Origin of the sequence: Burkholderia sp. Bp9090 (assembly GCF_003857985.1) — a bacterium.
Taxonomy (GTDB): Bacteria; Pseudomonadota; Gammaproteobacteria; order Burkholderiales; family Burkholderiaceae; genus Burkholderia.
Genome location: NZ_QTPV01000007.1, coordinates 73317 through 90999, shown reverse-complemented (window position 1 = coordinate 90999; position 17683 = coordinate 73317). Strand labels below are relative to the sequence as shown.

The window sequence follows — 17683 nt, the reverse complement described above, 5'->3', positions numbered from 1 at the left end:
CGACCGGGACGACGACATGAACCAGCCCCATCCCCAACGACTTTATATTCAAGAAGTCGCGACACGCGACGGTTTCCAGAATGAAGCGGCGTTCGTCGACACCGACGACAAGATCGCGCTCGTCGACGCGTTGAGCGCGTGCGGCTACGCGAAGATCGAGGTCACGTCGTTCACGTCGCCGAAGGCGATCCCCGCGCTGCGCGACGCGGAAGCCGTGATGCACGGCATCGTGCGCGCGCCGGGCGTCGTCTATACGGTGCTCGTGCCGAACGTGCGCGGCGCGGAACGCGCGCTGTCGTGCGGCGTCGACGAGGTGAACCTCGTGATGTCGACGAGCGAGAGCCACAACCGCACGAACCTGCGGATGACCCGCGAGCAGTCGTTCGCGCAGCTGCGCGACGTGATCGACAGGGTGCGCGGCACCGGCGTCGCGCTCAACGTGTCGCTGTCGACCGCGATGGGCTGCCCGATGGAAGGCGACGTGCGCGCGGAAACCGTGCTCGCGTGGATGCAGCGCTTCGCGGATCTCGGCGTGCACGGCTTCACGCTGTGCGACACGACCGGCATGGCGTATCCGTCCCAGGTGCGCGACCTGGCCGAACGCGCGCGCGAACGCTTCGGCGCGCTGCAGCTCACGCTGCACTTTCACAACACGCGCGGCATGGCGCTCGCGAACACGCTCGCCGCGCTCGACGCCGGCATCGACCGCTTCGACGCATCGCTCGGCGGCCTCGGCGGCTGTCCGTACGCGCCGGGCGCGACCGGCAACGCGTGCACCGAGGAGCTCGTGCACATGCTCGCGCTCGACGGCTACGATACGGGCGTCGACTTGGCGGGCGTACTCGCCGCGGCCGCGCGGTTGCCCGCGCTGATCGGGCATGACGTGCCGAGCCAGATCCTGAAGGCCGGGCGCCGCTCGGACCTGCATCCGCCACCGCGCGCCGAAGCCGGCCACATGCCGGCGCAGCGGGCTTTCTCGTAACCGAACCGGAGCGAATCACATGGCACTGATTGACCACCTCGACCACCTCGTGCTGACTTGCGTCGATCCGGAGCGGACGAAGCATTTCTATACCGAAGTGCTGCAGATGCAGCTCGAAACCTTCGGCGCGGGCCGGCTCGCGTTCCGCTTCGGCAACCAGAAGATCAACCTGCACGTGCGCGGCGCGGAGTTCGAGCCGAAGGCGCACGTGCCGGTGCCCGGCGCGCTCGACCTGTGCTTCATCGCGTCGGTGCCGCTCGACGACGTGATCGCGCATCTGCACCTCGTCGAATGGCCGATCGTCGAAGGGCCCGTCGAGCGCACCGGCGCGACGCAGAAGATCCGGTCGGTGTACGTGCGCGACCCGGACCTGAACCTGATCGAGATCTCCGAGCTGATCTGAGTTGCGTTGCCGTGAATTGCACGGCGCGCGCGGCGGTCATGCCGAGCTGTCGTGCGGCGTGGGCGCAGCATCGCGTCCGTTCTGCCGGTTCCGCATGCGCCGGCGCGATGCGCCCGCCACGCAGCAATCCTCCGCCGAAAGCGGACAGGCGCGTACCGCACCCGCCGATTCCGGATAGGCGCGCCCCGTTGTACTGCGGATAATGGCGTGCATCGGCGCCGGTCCGTCCGCCGCCTTCGCAGCGGGCGCGACGCGCGTCCCGCGGATCCGCAATCCGACCCACGCACATTCCGAATGACGATCCTCTATCGCGGCATGGACCGCGCGGCGCTCGACGCCGCTTACCTGAACACGAAGGCCATTCCCGACTTCCCCGCGGTACTCGCGTCCTGCCAGGCACGCAGTGCCGCGCTTTACGCCGCGACGCCCGCGCAGCGCGACCTGCGTTACGGGTCGCGCCCCGCGCAGCGCTTCGACTGGCTGCGCTGCGGCCTGCCCGGCGCGCCGCTGTTCGTGTTCATTCACGGCGGCTACTGGCAGCACTGCGCGAAGGAAGATTTCGCGTACGCGGCCGCCGGGCCGCTCGCACGCGGGTTCGATGTCGTGCTCGCCGAATACACGCTCGCACCGGCTGCATCGATGACCGACATCGTCGGCGAGATCGGCGCGCTGCTCGACCATCTCGCGGCCGATCCCGATCGCATCGGCACCGGCGGCCGGCCGATCCACCTGAGCGGCCACTCGGCAGGCGGTCACCTGACCGCCGTGTATCGCGCGCATCCGGCGGTCGTGTCGGCGCTTGCGATCAGCCCGCTCGTCGATCTCGAGCCGATCTCGCTGTGCGTGCTCGGCGAGAAGCTTCGACTCACCGCGCAGGAAATCGCCGCCTACAGCCCGCTGCGTCATGTCGGCCCCGGTGCGCCGACCGTCGTCGCGGTCGGCGCGGCCGAGTTGCCGGAGCTGGTGCGCCATGCGCATGAATACGCGGACGCATGCGAGGCGGCCGGCGAGCCGGTTGCACGCGCGTGGCTGCCGGGCATGCAGCACTTCACGGTACTCGACGATCTAGCGCGACCGGACAGCGCGATGCTCGCCGCACTGCAGGCGATCGCGCCGCGCTGAGCGCGCCGTCCTGCGCCGTCTCGCGCGCTTTCGCCGCGTGCATGGCCGGGCGTATGATCGGCATCAAGCCGGTCGGGCGCCGTTCGCACGCGCCGCACGGCACACCCCAGGATCCTCGTCATGGTGAACCCGCTTCATTTCGATCTGCAGTCGCTGCGCGTGTTCGCGCTCGTCGCCGAGCACGGCAGCCTGACCAAGGCGGCCGAACACGGTCAGCTCACGTTGTCCGCGGTCAGCAAGCGGATCGCCGAACTCGAGAGCGTGACCGGCAGCGCGCTGTTCGTCCGGCATGCGCGCGGCGTCGAGCTGACGCCCGCGGGCCGCGCGCTGCTCGAACATGCGGCGAAGGTGATCGAGCAGGTGAACCGGATGGCGCACGAGATGAGCGATTACGTCGCCGGCGTACGCGGCCACATTCACGTGTGGACCAATACGTCGGCGATCGTCCAGTTCCTGCCGGCCGATCTCGCCGCGTTCCTGACCGACAACCCGGGCATCAAGGTCAGTCTCGAGGAAAGGCTGAGTCACGAGATCGTCGATGCGCTCGGGTCCGGCAAGGCCGATCTCGGCGTGTTCGCGGACAACGTGCCGGCGCCGGGCATCGAACGCCGGCTGTACCGGCGCGACGAGCTCGTGCTGCTCGTGCCGCGCGGGCATCGCTTCGCCGCGCGCGACAGCATCCGCTTCGCGGATACGCTCGATGAAGACTACGTCGGCCTGAGCGACGGCAGTTCGCTGCTCGCGCGGATGACCGACGCCGCGTTCGCGGCCGAGCGCTCGCTGAAGCTGCGCATCCAGGTATCGAATTTCGACGGCGTGAGCCGGATGATCGAGGCCGGGCTCGGGATCGGCGTGCTGCCGCGCGACGCGGTGACGGGCGAGCGCGCGGCGCGGCTCGGCGTCGTGACGCTCGACGACGCGTGGGCGACGCGCACGCTGTGGGTCGGCGTGAAGGCCGGCACCGTGCTGACCACGGACATCGCGAAGCTGTTCGATTTCATGTCGGCGCGCTGAACGCGCTGAATGCGAAGAATGCGCGACCTGCGTTCAACGCGCGGCAGGCGCGACGCACGGGGCACGCATGCCCCGTGCCGCATACCGCGTCATACCGGGTTGATGTCGTCCTGGCTGCGCCGCGTGGTCAGCGGCCCGAGCACGCGCAGCGTGACCGCGACGATGCCGAGCGCGACCGAGATCACGCCGAACATCGCTCCGGCGCCGTGCTCGGCCAGCACCGGCAGCAGCACGAACGGCAGCGCGCCGCTGACGATGCGCGACAGCGAGTAGGTGCTGCCGATCGCGGTCGAGCGCACGCGCGCCGGGAAGATCTCCGCCTGATACACGTGATACGCGTTGCTGAACACGTTCGACGCGCAGGTCGTCAGGAATCCGAAGCAGACGATCAGCGCCGTATTGCCCGAATACGCGAAGCACAGCCCGAACGCGGCGATCGAGAGGATCGACACGATCACGAGCGTGCGGCGCTCGATCCAGTTCAGCAGCGGAATCGACAGCAGCGAGCCGATCGGATAACCGATGAACGACAGTGCGATAAACAGCGTGCTGTCGGTGACGTCGAACCCGCGGCTCTTGACGACCGTGCTCGCGAGCGTGCCGAAGCCGTAATAGCCGAAGCCCTGGAACAGGTGGAATACCGCGAGCATCAGGTAGCGCGCGCCGTAGGGCCGGCGGCGCAGCAGCGCGATGCGCTCGCCGACGCGCAGCGGCCGCTGCGGTTCGGCCGATGCCGCGAACTGGTCGGGCACGCGCACCCCCGCGCTGTCCGCGAAGCGCTTCGCCGCGGCGTGCGCATCCGCGGCGCGGCCCTGCGCGAGCAGCCAGCGCGGGCTTTCCGGCAGGCGATGCTGGACCAGCAGCACGTACACGGCGCCGAGGCTGCCGATCGCGAGGATGATGCGCCAGCCGGCCACGCCCGCGACGTGCAGCGGATTCAGCCACAGCGCGAGGAAGCCGACCAGCGGCACGGCGACGTACGAAGTCGTATAGGCCCATGCGGCAAGCCGTCCGCGCTTGTCCTTCGGCAGGATCTCGGACAGGAAGCTGTCGGCGACCGGGTAGATCGCGCCGACGCCGATGCCCGTGAGAAAGCGGCATGCGACGAGCATGTCGGCGTTCACGGAGAACGCGCCGATCAGCGAGAACGCGCTGTACCAGACGAGCGTCATCAGGAACGCCTTGCGCCGGCCGATGCGGTCGGCGAGGCTGCCGAGGCACAGCGCGCCAACGAACATTCCGATGAATGCAGACGCGAGCAGCAGCTTGAAATCGGCGCTTTGCCGGCTCAGCCCGTATTCGTGCTGCAGCGCGGAGCCGATCGTGCTGACGAGGAAGATCTCGTACATGTCGAAGAACAGCCCGATGCCGATCACCCAGACGACGAACCGGTGCAGCGCACCGACCGGCAGGTCGTCCATGAATTCGCCGAGCGTGATGCCGCGGGCGGGCAGGGCCGTCGCATCGGCGCCGGCCCGGGCCGCGGACGATGCGGCGGACGCGGGTCCGCCCGCGGTGCCGCCAAGGTCGAGGGATTGGCTGTTCATCGTGTCTCCTGATTATCGATTTGCCGTGGCGCGATGCCCGGCCGTTCGCGGCTATTCGCGGCCGGCATCACGGGCCCGGTCGCGCGACGCGGCGCACGTGCCCGCAAGGCCCGCGAAAGGCCGGATGCGCGGGCGGCGCCGATCGTCCGAAACATGGTCGGCGAATTTGCGCGACGCGATAATTGCGGATGCTTCAAGCATCCTTTCCTGCGCAGAAAGGCCGGGAAACGCCCGCTGGGCGGGCGTCGGACGGAAGGCGAGCCGAGGCGGGAAGGTCAGGGCAGGGAAAACGATAGGCCGCGCTGCGCGGATTCGGCGGCCGGTGATGGTGATGGCGTACCGCGCGGTTCGGTATCCTCGGTCAATCCGCCGGCGCCGCGCGACGGAACGGCGGAGCGACGCCGCGGGACCTTGCATTCGTCAGCGTTCATCGATCGCTGCGACGCACCGAATGTGCAGCGCCGCCGCTCGTCCGCCCATCCGGCTCATGGCGACGCGCACGGATCGGACCGTTCATCCGTCGCCGCCGCACCGGCATCGGTGCCGGTCCCGCCCCCGACGTCGGCCCGTTCATGCCGCACCGTCTCCGACGCAACCGCCTGCAGCTTCACCGCCAGGTCCGGCGCGATGCCGAGCTGCGCGGCTGCTTGCTCCCGCGCGCCCAGGGTGCGCACGTCGACGCCGGCGATCTGCTGGAACAGCACGAGCGCGCTGAGGTAAGCGCCCGTCACGCCCGGATGCTGATAGTCGAGCCGCGAGATCGGCGGGTCGTTGTGCGCGCGCATGCCGTACCACAGCAGCGGGGCGCCCGACGGCGCATACGGATCGGGATCGGCGATGCCCGCCATCCACGCGCGCTGCCATGCGCGGCCGACCGGCGCGACGGCCACGATCGACGGATCGGTGCGGCGGGCGCGTTCGAATGCACCGCGATACGCGGCGACGAGTTCGGCGAGACGCTCGACATAGCGCGCGTGAAAGCCGGCGCTGCCCGGCTCGCCCGCCAGCGCCTTCGCGAGATCGGCGCCCGGCCAGGTTTCGTACAGATAGACGCGCGCTTGCGGTGCAGCAGCGCGAATGCCGCGCGCGATCTTCGCGACGCTCGCGCAGAAGGCGGCGGGATCGCTGGCACGGCTATGCGTGAGCACGAACGGCAGCGGCTTCGCGCTCAACTCCTGCAGCACGACCGCGTCCCAGACGGGCCGGTCGATCACGTCCGATGCAACGCGGTCGTGTTTGGCGAGACTCGTCGCCGACATCGCTTCGAGATGGACGTCATAGTCGAGCCCGGCTTCGACGGCAAACCGCGCGAAGATGCCCGGAATCCCGCCCCACGGGCCCGGCTCGCGTTCCGCGCGGGCGCCGGTCTGCCCGAAGTTCTCGTCGATCACCCGCGCCGCGGCCGCGCCTGCGGCCTGACGGCCGGCATGCATCGCGCCGTACGAACGCACGGGCGTGTAACGGCCGTGCGTGAGGCTGTCGCCGACGAACAGGATGCGTTGCGGCGAGCGGATTGCGGGCGCCGGCAACCCGGGCGGCGACACCGCCGACGAGCCGGCCATCGCCGGCCCGGCGACCAGCCACGCGACGACGCACGCCGACGCGCAACGCATGACGACGCAACGCAACGCGGGCACGGCAGGCAAGTCGGTCATCTCGAAGTTCCGCAAGGACGCGTGGCCGAAGTATTTCACGAAGCGGCGCGACCGCGCTGCCCCCGCGTTGCGCAACGCGTACGGTAGACTGCTCGCTGGCTTTTCCAGCCCCCACGACACGACCCCACGCGCTCCGCACACGACATGGACCGAATCGATGCGATGAAGGTGTTCGTCGCCACGCTCGACGAGGGCAGCCTCGCGGGCGCGAGCCGCCGCCTGGGCCGCTCGCCGGCGGCCGTCAGCCGCGCGCTCGCGTTTCTCGAGGAACACACGGGCACCGCGCTGCTGTACCGGACCACCCGGACGATCCGTTTGAGCGAAGCCGGCGAACGTTATGCGGCAGCGTGCCGCCGCATCCTCGCGGATCTCGAGGAAGCCGACATGCTGATCGCCGACGAACGCTCGGCGCCGCGCGGCCTGCTGACGATCACCGCACCGGTCGCCGCGGGCGAAGACGTGCTGCGTGCGCTCATCGACGAATTCATCGACCGCCATCCGGCCGTGTCGATTCGCCTGCAACTGCTCGACCGTCCCGTCAGCCTGATCGACGAGGGCATCGATGTCGCGCTGCGCATCGCGCACCTGAGCGATTCGACGCTCGTCGCGATGCCGGTCGGCGCGGTGCGGCGTGTCGTCGTCGCGTCGCCGGACTACCTTGCGAACCATCCGCCGATTACCGCGCCGGCCGATCTCGCCCGGCACCGGATCATCTCGATGACGCACTTCGGGCTCGATTCGTGGAGCTTTCCGCCGTCCGCGCCGTCGGCGCTGCCACAGGTGGTCCAGTTCGCACCGCGCTTCATCGTCAACACGATCCGCGGTGCGCTCGCGTCGGCGCTCGCCGGCCACGGCGTCACGCGGCTGTTCTCGTATCACGTCGCGGAGCCGGTGCGGGACGGCGCGCTGCGCATCGTGCTGCGCGACAGCGAGCACGCGCCGCTGCCGATTCATCTGGTCACGCCTTACGGACGCCTGTCGGTGCCGAAGGTGCGGACGTTCGTCGATTTCGCCGCGCCGCGATTGCGCGAGCATTTCGCGCAGCTGGCGGCCATCACCGACGGCGATTGAATCGCGTTACGGAAGAATGGCTTCCGTGCTGCATGGATTCTCCCGATACCCGGTTCAATCTAGACTTCCTTCAACCGGCGGATGCGCGTGCATCCGCCCAGCGAATGGGAGGTTTCCATGCAACAAGCGCTTCTCGACCGGCCGCACGCCCCCGCATTCAACGTGTGGCGCGGCACGGTGTCCGGCGCCAGTGCGAGCCTGATCGGCATCGGCCTGGCGCGCTTTGCGTACACGCCGCTCTTGCCGGCGATCATCGGTGCGCACTGGTTTCCCGCGTCCACCGCCGCATATCTCGGGGCGGCCAACCTCGGCGGCTATCTGGCCGGGGCGCTGGTCGCCGGCACGCTCGCGCGCCGCGCCGGCTCGACCGCCGTGCTGCGCGCGATGATGCTGCTCGCGACACTCGCATTCGTCGCGTGCGCGGCACCAGTGTCGTTCGTGTGGTTCTTCGTGTGGCGTTTCGCGTCCGGCCTGTCGGGCGGGGCGCTGATGGTGCTCGCGGCGCCGGCGATCCTCACGCACGTGCCGCCGTCCCGGCGCGGTTTCGCGAGCGGCGGCATCTTCACCGGGATCGGGCTCGGCATCGCGGCATCGGGCACGATCGTGCCGATCCTGCTGCGGCAAGGGCTCACCGTCACGTGGCTCGGGCTCGCGATCGTGTCGCTACTGCTGACCGCCGTCGCGTGGCGCGGCTGGCCGGCCGACGACGCACGGCCCGCAGCCGCCGCGGCGCATGCCGCGCACGCGCGCAACCTGCCGGCCGGCAGCCTGCGCGCGCTGTACGTCGAATACGGGCTCAACGCGGTCGGGCTCGTCCCGCACATGATCTTCCTCGTCGACTACGTCGCGCGCGGACTCGGCAAGGGCGTCGACGCGGGCGCGCAGTACTGGGTGCTGTACGGCCTCGGCGCGATCGTCGGGCCGCTCGCGTGCGGGCATCTGGCCGACCGTGCGGGCTTCGGCCGCGCACTGCGGATCGCATTCGCGATCGAAGCCGTCGCGGTCGCGCTGCCGCTGCTCGGCCTGGGCCCGGCCGCGCTGATCGTGTCGAGCCTGCTCGTCGGCGCGTTCACGCCCGGCATCGTGCCGCTCGCGCTGGGCCGCGTAAACGAGCTGCTCGCGCATCATCCGTCGGTCGCGAAGCGCGCATGGCGCAGCGCGACGACCAGCTTCGCGATCATGCAGGCGGTCGCCGCCTACGGTCTGTCGTACCTGTTCGCATCGAGCGGCGGCCGTTACGAAGCGCTGTTCGGCGTCGGCACCGCCGCGCTGTTGCTGGCGCTCGCGGTCGACGTGATCTCCTCGGCGAGGGCGCGATGAGCACGACCGCCCACGCACCGGCCGCCGCACACGCCGGCCGCCCGAGCGCCGGCTACGCCGAACGCAATGCGCGCTACTGGCGGCGCAATCTTGCCGTGTGCGTATTCGGTTCGTTCACGACGCTCGTGAGTCTCAGCATGCTGCTGCCGTTCCTGCCGCTGTATGTGCGGCAGCTCGGCGTCGACGCGCAGTCGGCCGTGATCCAGTGGTCGGGCGTCGCGTTCGGCGCGACGTTCCTCGGCACGGCCGTCACCGCACCGCTGTGGGGCCGCCTCGCGGATCGCTTCGGCCGCAAGCCGATGCTCGTGCGCGCGGCACTCGGGATGGCCGTCGTGATGTCGCTGATCGGCGTCGCGCACAACGTGGTGGAACTCGTTGCACTGCGGCTGATCGCCGGGCTCGTCGGCGGCTATGCGTCCGCGTCGACCGTGATGGTCGGCACCCAGGCGCCGCGCGAACGCGCGGGCTGGGCGCTCGGCATCCTGTCGACCGGCGCGCTCGCGGGCAATCTCGTCGGGCCGCTCGTCGGCGGCCTGCTGCCGGGCTGGCTCGGCATTCGCGGCACGTTTTTCGCGGGTGGCGCGATGATCGCCGTCGCCGCGCTGCTGACGATCGTCGTCGTGAAGGAGGACTTCGATCCGGCCACCGACGCGCACGCGCGGCACGCCCGCGCAACGTCGGCGAACCCGGCCCGGCGCACCGATCGCGTGGCGGTCGCCGCGCTGCTCGTGACGGCGATGATGGTGCTGCTCGCGAACATGTCGATCGAGCCGATCATCACGGTCTATATCGGCGGGCTCGGCGTGGACGGCAATCATCTGGCGCGCGTCGCCGGCGTCGTGATGGCCGGCTCCGCACTCGGCAGCATGCTGACCGCCGCGCGGCTCGGCGCGCTTGCCGACCGGATCGGCAGCTGGAACGTGATCGTCGGCTGCCTGCTGCTGACCGCGCTCGCGATGCTGCCGCAGGCGTTCGTCACGCACTGGTGGCAGCTCGCCGCGCTGCGCGTGCTGATGGGGATGACGCTCGCCGGGTTGCTGCCGTCGATCGGCAAGCTGGTCCGGCAGTCGGTCGACGAGCGCGCGACGGGCCAGATGCTCGGCTACCTGCAGTCCGCGCAGTTCGGCGGGCAGGTGATCGGCCCGGTGATCGGCGGCCAGATCGGCGTCGCGCTCGGCCTGCATTCGGTGTTCTTCGTGACGGCCGCGCTGCTGGCGGCCTGCGCGGCGCTCGCATATCGGGTGCGCAGCCGGTAGAAGCGCTGCGCGCTGGCCCGCCGGCGGCGCTCTGGCGTAGCATGGGCGCAGTTGCGGGGCGGCCGGTTCGAACGCCGTGCGGAGACGACGCCGCAACCACGCGTCGCGACGGCCGCGTCGTCGTTTGGTCAGCCGCCGAACCCGGCACCGCTTTCGCATTCGCATGACAGGGTCCACGCGACGCACCGCGCATCCGCGACGTCGCCGGACCCACCCAAGCCGCTTCGGCCGGCAGCCGGCCCGAGCCTTCCGATCCCGGACGTTGCAGGAGGCAACGACATGAATCGACCGACCGACAACCGGACGCTGCTGCGCACGCTCGGCGTCCGCACTCCGATCATCCAGGCGCCGATGGCCGGCGTCAGCACGCCCGCGCTGGCGGCTGCCGTGTCGAACGCGGGCGGGCTCGGCTCGCTCGGCGTCGGCGCGACGAACGCCGACGGCGCGCGCAAGATGATCCGCGACACGCGCGCGCTCACCGACCGGCCGTTCAACATCAACCTGTTCTGCCACCAGCCGGCGCGGGCCGATGCCGCGGTCGAACGCGCGTGGCTCGAGTGGCTCGCGCCGGTGTTCCGCGAATACGGCGCGACGCCGCCGGCGGCGCTGTCGGAGATCTACACGAGCTTCGTCGCGGACGATGCGATGCTCGCGATGTTGCTCGAGGAAAAACCGGCGGTCGTGAGCTTTCATTTCGGGTTGCCGTCCGACGAGGCGATCGCGATGCTCAAGCGCGCCGGCATCACGCTGTTCGCGTCCGCGACGCATCCCGACGAAGCCCGCCAGATCGCCGCGGCCGGCATCGATGCGATCGTCGCGCAGGGCATCGAGGCCGGCGGGCATCGCGGCGTATTCGACTCGACGGCGCACGACGACCGGCTCGGCACGTTCGCGCTGACGCGACTGCTCGTGCGCGAATGCGCGCTGCCGGTGATCGCCGCCGGCGGCATCATGGACGGCGACGGCATCGCCGCGGCGCTCGCGCTCGGTGCGCAGGCCGCGCAACTCGGCACGGCGTTCGTCGCGTGTCCGGAAACGTCGATCGACGACGGTTATCGCCGCGCGATCCTCGGCGACGCGCCGCACCGCACGACCTTCACGACCGCGATCTCCGGCCGTGTCGCGCGCGGCATCGCGAACCGGCTGACGGCGCTCGGCGACGATCCGCACGCACCGGCGACGCCCGCCTATCCGATCGCGTACGACGCCGGCAAGGCGCTGCATGCGGCCGCGAAGGCGAAGGGCGAGTTCGGCTACGGCGCGCAGTGGGCAGGGCAGGCGGCGCCGCTCGTGCGGTCGCTGCCGGCGGCGGAACTGTTCGCGACGCTCGAGCGCGAGACGCGGGCGGCCATCGCGCGGCTGCAGCACGCGCTGGACTGAGTGCCGGATCACGCGGCGTGCGGCGGACGCGCCGGAAGGCGCTGAAATCCGCACCGTTCGCGACAAAATTGCAATGCTCTGTGTCTGCGCACCGCGCGGATACAGAGCGATACAACGCGTCCGCCCGGGTTCGTTATAAAGCAGACATCACCTCTCGAGGAGCACGACATGTCTGCTACATGGTTCAACGGATCCTGCCATTGCGGCGCCGTGAAATTCCAGGTCCGGACCGCGCTTGCGCCGGCCGTTCGCTGCAACTGCAGCCTTTGCCGCCGTCGCGGCGCGTTGATGAGCCCGATGTTCCCCGCCGCCGACCTGAAGATCGTCGCAGGCGAGGACGCGCTGACGACCTACCGTTTCAACACGCGCACGGCCCGTCACTTTTTCTGCAGCCGGTGCGGCGTCTACCCGTTTCATCAGACGCGCAAGGATCCCGCGTGCTGGCGCGTCAATCTCGGCTGCCTCGAAGGCGTCGAACCGTATGCGCTCGACGCGACCGTCGCCGACGGCGCGAGCCTGTCCGTCGTGGAGGATGCATGAAACGCTGGCTGACGATCCTGCTGTTCGCCGCGGGCGGCCTCGCGACCGAAATCGCGCATCCGGTGCAGTGTTCGCTGCTGTCGATCAGCCGGCAACGGCACGGCGAGCACCGGGGCCGGAACGACGGCGATCGAGCCTGAGCGTGAGCGGGCATCGCTCGCGTCGCGTGCTGTCGATCGGAAACGATAATCATGCTTCCGATAAGATCGCACGCGATATATAATGCATTCATCTGCGACACGCTCCCGTGTCGATGGAGGATGCTCATGAAACCGACCGAAACCCAATCGCCCGCCACGCCGAAGCTGTCCGAGTTCCTGTGCTTTGCGATCTACTCGACGAACCTCGCGTTCGGCAAGGCCTACAAGCCGATCCTCGAGGAGCTCGGCCTCACGTACACGCAATACATCACGATCATTGCGCTGTGGGAGGAGGGCGACCAGACGGTCGGGCAGCTCGGCGAAAAGCTGTTCCTCGAATCGAACACGCTGACGCCGATCCTGAAGAAGCTCGAGGCGATGGGTTATCTGGAACGGCACCGCGATCCGTCGGACGAGCGTCAGGTGGTCGTGAGCCTGACGAAAAGCGGTCGCCGCGTGCGCGAGAAGGGGCTCGACATGAATCTCGTCGAAGCCACCGGGCTCAAACCCGACGAATTCGCGAAGATGCAGAAGGCGATCGTCACGCTGCGCGGCAACCTGATCGATTCGATCGACGAGTAAAGCACGAATAGCCTGACCGCCGGCTCGATGTCGAGCCGGCGATACGATTGCAGCCGGCTTCCTCCACGATGTCCATGCTTTTCCGGCCGTCCGGACCGACTTTTGCAATGCTGCGCTCGGTTGCTTACGGTTGACGCTCGGGCTGGCCCGTCCCGGTATCCTCACGCCCCAACACCAGCAATTGCATGTCGCGACGGATCGTGAAACCGAGTGCCAGATAGCGCTCGATTGCGACGCGATTCGACGACAGCACATGCAGAAACGGCGTTTCCGCCCGCGCGCGAATCCGCGCGATCAATGCGCGGATCAGTCCGGCCGCGAGGCCCTGGCCGCGAAAGGCGGGATCCACGCACACGGCGCTGATCTCCGTATGGCCGCCGGCAGTCAGTCGCTGACCGGCCATCGCCACGAGCCGTCCTTCTCTCCGTACACCGAGATAGCCGCCGAATTCGATCGTGCGCGGGCCGAACGGACCCGGCTCCGTCGCCGCGATCAGCTCGAGCATGGCCGGTACGTCGACTTCGGTCAGCCGGACATGCTCCAGCGGCTGCGCATCGTCAGGCGTTCCCTGCCAGATCATCTGATGCAGCACCGCGCGCCGGACCACGAAACATCCGCCCGGCGTCGGGATCTCGTCAGGCGTGACCAGTGCCGCGGGCCCGTGCGTGTCGATCAATGCGCGCAACGCGTCGAAAGCGGCCGGGCTGCGCTCGGCGAGGCCGGCAAAGGGCGCGAGTTCGGGAGGAAAGCGCCGCGCGCGCTCGTCGCCGAGCGCAAAACGCTGCTGCTCGCCGGCGAGCGCATGCCACACGGCGTTGTCGAGCGGATGCGCTCCGCTTCCTTCGTTCCCCGTCGTTGCTTGCCGCATTGCCTGCTCCCTGATTGAAGGTCGTTCGTCGCACAGCATAGACGCGATCGTCCATTCAGGTCTCAGACGAACAAAAAGCGCATGCGATTATATCGCATGCGCTTTATTTGATGGATGACGTCGTCGATTTCGGCGCGGTGCTCAATGACCGAAGTAGATCGAGCGCTCGGCCGTGCGAACGACGTTCCGGCTGCCGGCTTGCGTCGCGCCGTCGGCGTCGCTGCCGTAACCGGATGCGTCGGTATCGGCCGCTGTCGCAGCGTTGTCGCGCACCCGCTTCAGCGCGGCCTGCAGATTCTCCGGATAGTTCGGATCGTTCGGGCGATTCGGCAGGTAGCCGGCCTTCTGGAGCGCGGCCAGTTCCGCCCGCACCTGCGCGCGCGTGACGGTGCTTTCGGTCGCGAATGCCGGTGCGGCAACGGCAGCGGACACGGCGACGAGCAGGGCAGCAATCAGTTGGGTCTTCATCATTTACCTCGACAGAAAAGAGTGATCGGAGTGTGGGCGTCGCACGCCGGCAATCGGCGCCGATCGCGATTTCATTCAATGGCCGAAGTAGATCGAGCGCTCGGCGACCCGCATGGCAGGACGGCTGCCCGACTGCGTGCCGGCTGCCGCGTCGCTGCCGTAACCGGACGTCGCCGTATCGGCTGCGGCCGTGTCGTTCGCATGGATACGCGTCAGCGCGGCCTGCAGGTCGTCCGGATAGTGCGGATCGTTCGCGCGGCCCGGCACATAGCCGGCTTGCTGCAGCTGGGCGAGCTCGGCACGCACTTGCGCACGCGTCACGACGGCTTCATTGGCAAAGGCGGGGGCGGCAACGGCGGCGGATACGGCAACGAGAAGGGCGGCGATCACTTGGGTTTTCATCATTTACCTCGACAGATTCAATGGAAAGAAACGGGGCGTTCAGGCGTGTGCGGCATGTCGGCGCGATTCGTCCGGAATCGCGGATCGCGCTCAACGACCGAAATAGATCGAACGCTCGGCCATCTGCACGACCGCGCGTCGGCCCGACTGCGTCGCCGCGACGGCGTCGCCGCCGTAGCCCGCGTTCGACGGTGCGTTGGCCACCGCGTCGTCCGCGTGGATCTGCGTCAGCGCGGCCTGCAGGTTGTCCGGGTAGGTCGCGTCGCTGGCGCGATTCAGCGGGTAGCCGGTCCGTTCGAGCTGCACGAGTTCGGCGCGCACTTGCGCACGCGTCACGACGGCGTCACTGGCGAAGGCCGGCGCGGCAACGGCAGCGGACACGGCGACGAGCAGGGCGGCGATCAGTTGGGTCTTCATCATTTACCTCGACAAGAAAATGGCAGGAGATTCGGGAGGGCGGCGCCTGGCCGCCCGATTCAACGTTCAGACGATGCGGATTTCGACGTCGATGTTGCCGCGCGTCGCTTTCGAGTACGGGCAGGTCTGATGCGCGGTGTCGACGATGTGCTGCACGACGTCACGGTCGAGCCCCGGCGCGCTCACGTTCAGGCGGGCCTGCAGGAAGTACGCGTTGCCGCCCATGCCCAGGTCCACTTCCGCATCGACCGCGAGATCGGCCGGCAGCGTCACCTTCGCCGCACGTGCCGCGAGCTGCATCGCGCCGATGAAGCAGGCCGACCAGCCGGCCGCGAACAGTTGTTCCGGATTCGTGCCGGTTCCGGCGGTGCCCGGCGACGACAGCTGGATGTCGAGGCGACCGTCGGAACTGCGCGCCGCGCCGTCGCGGCCGCCGGAAGTCGTATGCGTCTTGCCCGTGTACAGCACTTTTTCGATCTTGCTCATCGTTCACTCCGTCAGGTTGGAAGGTTCTATCTAATGCGATTCGATCGCATGCGATGCAGTTTGGTCGAGACGCCGAACCTCGTCAAGCGGATTCGATTAAATCGCATACGATATTTTGTATTTCAATGTATCTGGATCGTGTACGGCCTTGCCAGGCAAGGATGTGCGGTGTTCCATCCCTTATATCGAAAAGATCGCGTCGCGCGACATTCCGGGCGCGGACAGGGCGGCCGCCGTCGGAACGGCGGCTGCCCGCGCAACCGCAACGCGGCTACGCCGGCCGGATTTCGGCGATCACGACCAGAATCACGGCTGCGTCGGCCGGCAACTGGCGCTGGGAAAACGCCGAGCGCGCATGCCCGGCCTTGTCGCCGAGCACGGCGGCGAACAGATCGGATGCGCCGTCGATCACGGCCGGCTGGCCGAAAAAGCCGTCCGCCGACGCAACGTGCCCCTCGACACGCACGATGTGATGCAGGCGCTCGAACCCGCCGAGGTGCTTGCGGATCTGCGCGAGCACGTTCAGCGCCGCGAGTTGCGCCGCATGCCGCCCGTCGTCGACGTTCAGCCGTTCGCCGACGCGGCCTGTATAGGCAACCTTGCCGTCGACGAGCGGCAGTTGTCCGGAGATGAACAATAGATTGCCGGCTTCGCTGACGGCCGTGTAGCTGCCGAGCGGTTGCGGCGGTTCGGGTAACGTGAGGCCGAGTTCGGCCAGCTTCTGTTCGATCGTCATCGCTTGCTCCTTCGGGGAAGATTGAGTGGCGCCCAGGCCAGGAAGATTCACTCGCACGGGTCTCTGTCAGTCACTCTATTGAGGCGATCGAAGCCGGTAAATATCGTTCGCGCAATTGAATCGACACGCGATGTAACGAATCGCGCGCGGCGCAATGTGGCGCGAACGGTTGCCCGCGACTGTCGTCGGTACGCTGGTTTCCCGGCCGGGATTCATGCACACTCGCTGCTTCAGCGTCACGCGACGAAACGGCGCGCGCCGGCTCGCCGCGAGCGCGATTCCGTGATGCCTACGTTCGCGTTGCCGGCCACGCCACGCACGAAGCAGCAGGAGCGCCCCATGCAGAGAAAATTCGACGACCTGCTGCTCGGCAGCATCGAGCTGTTCTGCCTGGCCGCGGAACTCGGCAGCTTCACGCTCGCGGCGACGGCTGCGAGCGTCACGCCGGCCGCGGTCAGCCGCTCGGTCGCGCGCCTGGAGGAGCGTCTCGGCGTACGCCTGTTCGTGCGGACGACACGGCAGATCCGCCTGACCGATTCCGGCCGGCGCTATTTCGAGCAATGCCGTGATGCGCTCTCGCAGCTCGTCGACGCCGAGCGCGAAGCGACGGGCCAGCAGGCCACGCCGGCCGGCGTGCTGCGCATCAGCATGCCGACGCCGTACGGACACTATCGCGTGTTGCCGCTGTTACCCGCGTTTCGCGAGCGATATCCGGACGTGCGCGTCGAAACGCATCTGAGCAACCGCAACATCGACTTCGCCGAGGAGGGTTTCGATCTTGCGATCCGCGGCCGCGCGCCGGCGGATTCGAGCCTGGTCGCGCGCAAGCTGGAGGACGCGGAACTCGTTGTCGTCGCGACGCCCGGCTACCTGAAACGCGCCGGCGTGCCGCGCGCCGTCGACGATCTGCACACGCACGAATGCATCCAGTTCGAGCTCCCGAGCAGCGGCCGGCCGATTCCGTGGTTGTTCAACGACGGCTCTGCGGAAATCGACGTCGCGACGACCGGCGGCTACGGCACGTCGGGCGACGTCCTCGCCGGCGTCACGCTCGCGCGCAGCGGCGCGGGCCTGTTCCAGACCTATCGCTTCATCGTCGACCGGGATCTGCGCGAGGGCACGCTCACGGAGGTGCTGTCCGGCCAGGGCGGCCGGTCGCGGCCGTTCATGCTGCTGTATCCCCACGCGCGCTATCTGTCTTCGCGCGTGCGCGTGTTCGTCGACTTTCTCGTCGAACATCTGCAACAGGCGCCCGGCAAGCGGGCGCGCTAGGCTCGTCCGGGGTGGAATGCCG

At 68.7% G+C, this 17683-nt stretch carries 20 protein-coding genes; 12 read left to right on the top strand and 8 right to left on the bottom strand.

Features of this window, described 5'->3' with window-relative positions; genetic code table 11:
• Positions 1–16 precede the first annotated feature (16 nt).
• The 4 genes from DIE16_RS09510 to DIE16_RS09495 all read left to right on the top strand — a co-directional run bounded on the left by DIE16_RS09510 (position 17) and on the right by DIE16_RS09495 (position 3521).
• A complete protein-coding gene (locus DIE16_RS09510) occupies positions 17–982 on the top strand; it encodes a hydroxymethylglutaryl-CoA lyase (protein WP_124892178.1) in 966 nt (321 codons plus the stop codon).
• Positions 983–1001: 19 nt separating this feature from the next.
• A complete protein-coding gene (locus DIE16_RS09505; RefSeq protein ID WP_124485470.1) occupies positions 1002–1385 on the top strand; it encodes a VOC family protein in 384 nt (127 codons plus the stop codon).
• Between the two features lie 294 nt (positions 1386–1679).
• The gene (locus DIE16_RS09500; protein WP_124521742.1) at positions 1680–2507 is read left to right on the top strand and encodes an alpha/beta hydrolase; all 828 of its coding nucleotides are present in this window, start codon (positions 1680–1682) and stop codon (positions 2505–2507) included.
• A gap of 120 nt (positions 2508–2627) precedes the next feature.
• Positions 2628–3521, top strand: a complete 894-nt coding sequence (locus DIE16_RS09495) for a LysR family transcriptional regulator (RefSeq protein WP_124485468.1) — start codon at positions 2628–2630, stop codon at positions 3519–3521.
• Between the two features lie 89 nt (positions 3522–3610).
• Here DIE16_RS09495 and DIE16_RS09490 read toward each other — a convergent pair whose 3' ends face one another.
• A complete protein-coding gene (locus tag DIE16_RS09490) occupies positions 3611–5068 on the bottom strand; it encodes an MFS transporter (RefSeq protein WP_124892177.1) in 1458 nt (485 codons plus the stop codon).
• 485 nt (positions 5069–5553) lie between these two features.
• Positions 5554–6723, bottom strand: a complete 1170-nt coding sequence (locus DIE16_RS09480; RefSeq protein WP_124892175.1) for a hypothetical protein — start codon at positions 6721–6723, stop codon at positions 5554–5556.
• Between the two features lie 144 nt (positions 6724–6867).
• On the opposite strand from DIE16_RS09480, the gene DIE16_RS09475 reads away from it, so the two are divergent.
• From DIE16_RS09475 to DIE16_RS09450, 7 genes are all read left to right on the top strand, one after another.
• Positions 6868–7794: a LysR family transcriptional regulator gene (locus tag DIE16_RS09475; RefSeq protein WP_044843518.1), complete on the top strand. Its 927-nt coding sequence runs from the start codon at positions 6868–6870 to the stop codon at positions 7792–7794.
• A 117-nt stretch (positions 7795–7911) separates the two neighbouring features.
• The gene (locus DIE16_RS09470; RefSeq protein WP_124485465.1) at positions 7912–9114 is read left to right on the top strand and encodes a YbfB/YjiJ family MFS transporter; all 1203 of its coding nucleotides are present in this window, start codon (positions 7912–7914) and stop codon (positions 9112–9114) included.
• Complete coding sequence (locus DIE16_RS09465; RefSeq protein WP_124892174.1) at positions 9111–10370, top strand: MFS transporter; 1260 nt, start codon at positions 9111–9113, stop codon at positions 10368–10370. Before DIE16_RS09470 ends, DIE16_RS09465 begins: the two co-directional genes overlap by 4 nt.
• 279 nt (positions 10371–10649) lie before the next feature.
• Entirely contained in the window at positions 10650–11750 is a 1101-nt protein-coding gene (locus tag DIE16_RS09460; RefSeq protein ID WP_124892173.1) for a nitronate monooxygenase family protein, read from the top strand.
• Positions 11751–11918: 168 nt separating this feature from the next.
• The gene (locus DIE16_RS09455) at positions 11919–12290 is read left to right on the top strand and encodes a GFA family protein (RefSeq protein WP_124485462.1); all 372 of its coding nucleotides are present in this window, start codon (positions 11919–11921) and stop codon (positions 12288–12290) included.
• Entirely contained in the window at positions 12287–12430 is a 144-nt protein-coding gene (locus tag DIE16_RS36565) for a hypothetical protein (protein ID WP_185641311.1), read from the top strand. The genes DIE16_RS09455 and DIE16_RS36565 overlap by 4 nt, the downstream gene beginning before the upstream one ends.
• Before the next feature lie 126 nt (positions 12431–12556).
• On the top strand, positions 12557–13012 hold the full coding sequence (locus DIE16_RS09450) for a MarR family winged helix-turn-helix transcriptional regulator (RefSeq protein WP_044843621.1): 456 nt from the start codon (positions 12557–12559) through the stop codon (positions 13010–13012).
• Positions 13013–13136: 124 nt separating this feature from the next.
• Here the strand turns inward: DIE16_RS09450 and DIE16_RS09445 are convergent, their stop codons facing one another.
• The 6 genes from DIE16_RS09445 to DIE16_RS09420 all read right to left on the bottom strand — a co-directional run bounded on the left by DIE16_RS09445 (position 13137) and on the right by DIE16_RS09420 (position 16389).
• Positions 13137–13880: a GNAT family N-acetyltransferase gene (locus tag DIE16_RS09445; RefSeq protein ID WP_124892172.1), complete on the bottom strand. Its 744-nt coding sequence runs from the start codon at positions 13878–13880 to the stop codon at positions 13137–13139.
• Between the two features lie 141 nt (positions 13881–14021).
• Entirely contained in the window at positions 14022–14351 is a 330-nt protein-coding gene (locus DIE16_RS09440; RefSeq protein ID WP_124892171.1) for a DUF4148 domain-containing protein, read from the bottom strand.
• Between the two features lie 72 nt (positions 14352–14423).
• Complete coding sequence (locus DIE16_RS09435) at positions 14424–14750, bottom strand: DUF4148 domain-containing protein (RefSeq protein WP_124521797.1); 327 nt, start codon at positions 14748–14750, stop codon at positions 14424–14426.
• 90 nt (positions 14751–14840) lie between these two features.
• On the bottom strand, positions 14841–15167 hold the full coding sequence (locus DIE16_RS09430) for a DUF4148 domain-containing protein (protein WP_124892224.1): 327 nt from the start codon (positions 15165–15167) through the stop codon (positions 14841–14843).
• A gap of 66 nt (positions 15168–15233) precedes the next feature.
• Complete coding sequence (locus DIE16_RS09425) at positions 15234–15653, bottom strand: organic hydroperoxide resistance protein (protein ID WP_124485459.1); 420 nt, start codon at positions 15651–15653, stop codon at positions 15234–15236.
• 271 nt (positions 15654–15924) lie between these two features.
• A complete protein-coding gene (locus DIE16_RS09420) occupies positions 15925–16389 on the bottom strand; it encodes a RidA family protein (RefSeq protein WP_124485458.1) in 465 nt (154 codons plus the stop codon).
• Between the two features lie 339 nt (positions 16390–16728).
• On the opposite strand from DIE16_RS09420, the gene DIE16_RS09415 reads away from it, so the two are divergent.
• Positions 16729–17661: a LysR family transcriptional regulator gene (locus tag DIE16_RS09415; RefSeq protein WP_124521726.1), complete on the top strand. Its 933-nt coding sequence runs from the start codon at positions 16729–16731 to the stop codon at positions 17659–17661.
• Positions 17662–17683: the final 22 nt, after the last annotated feature.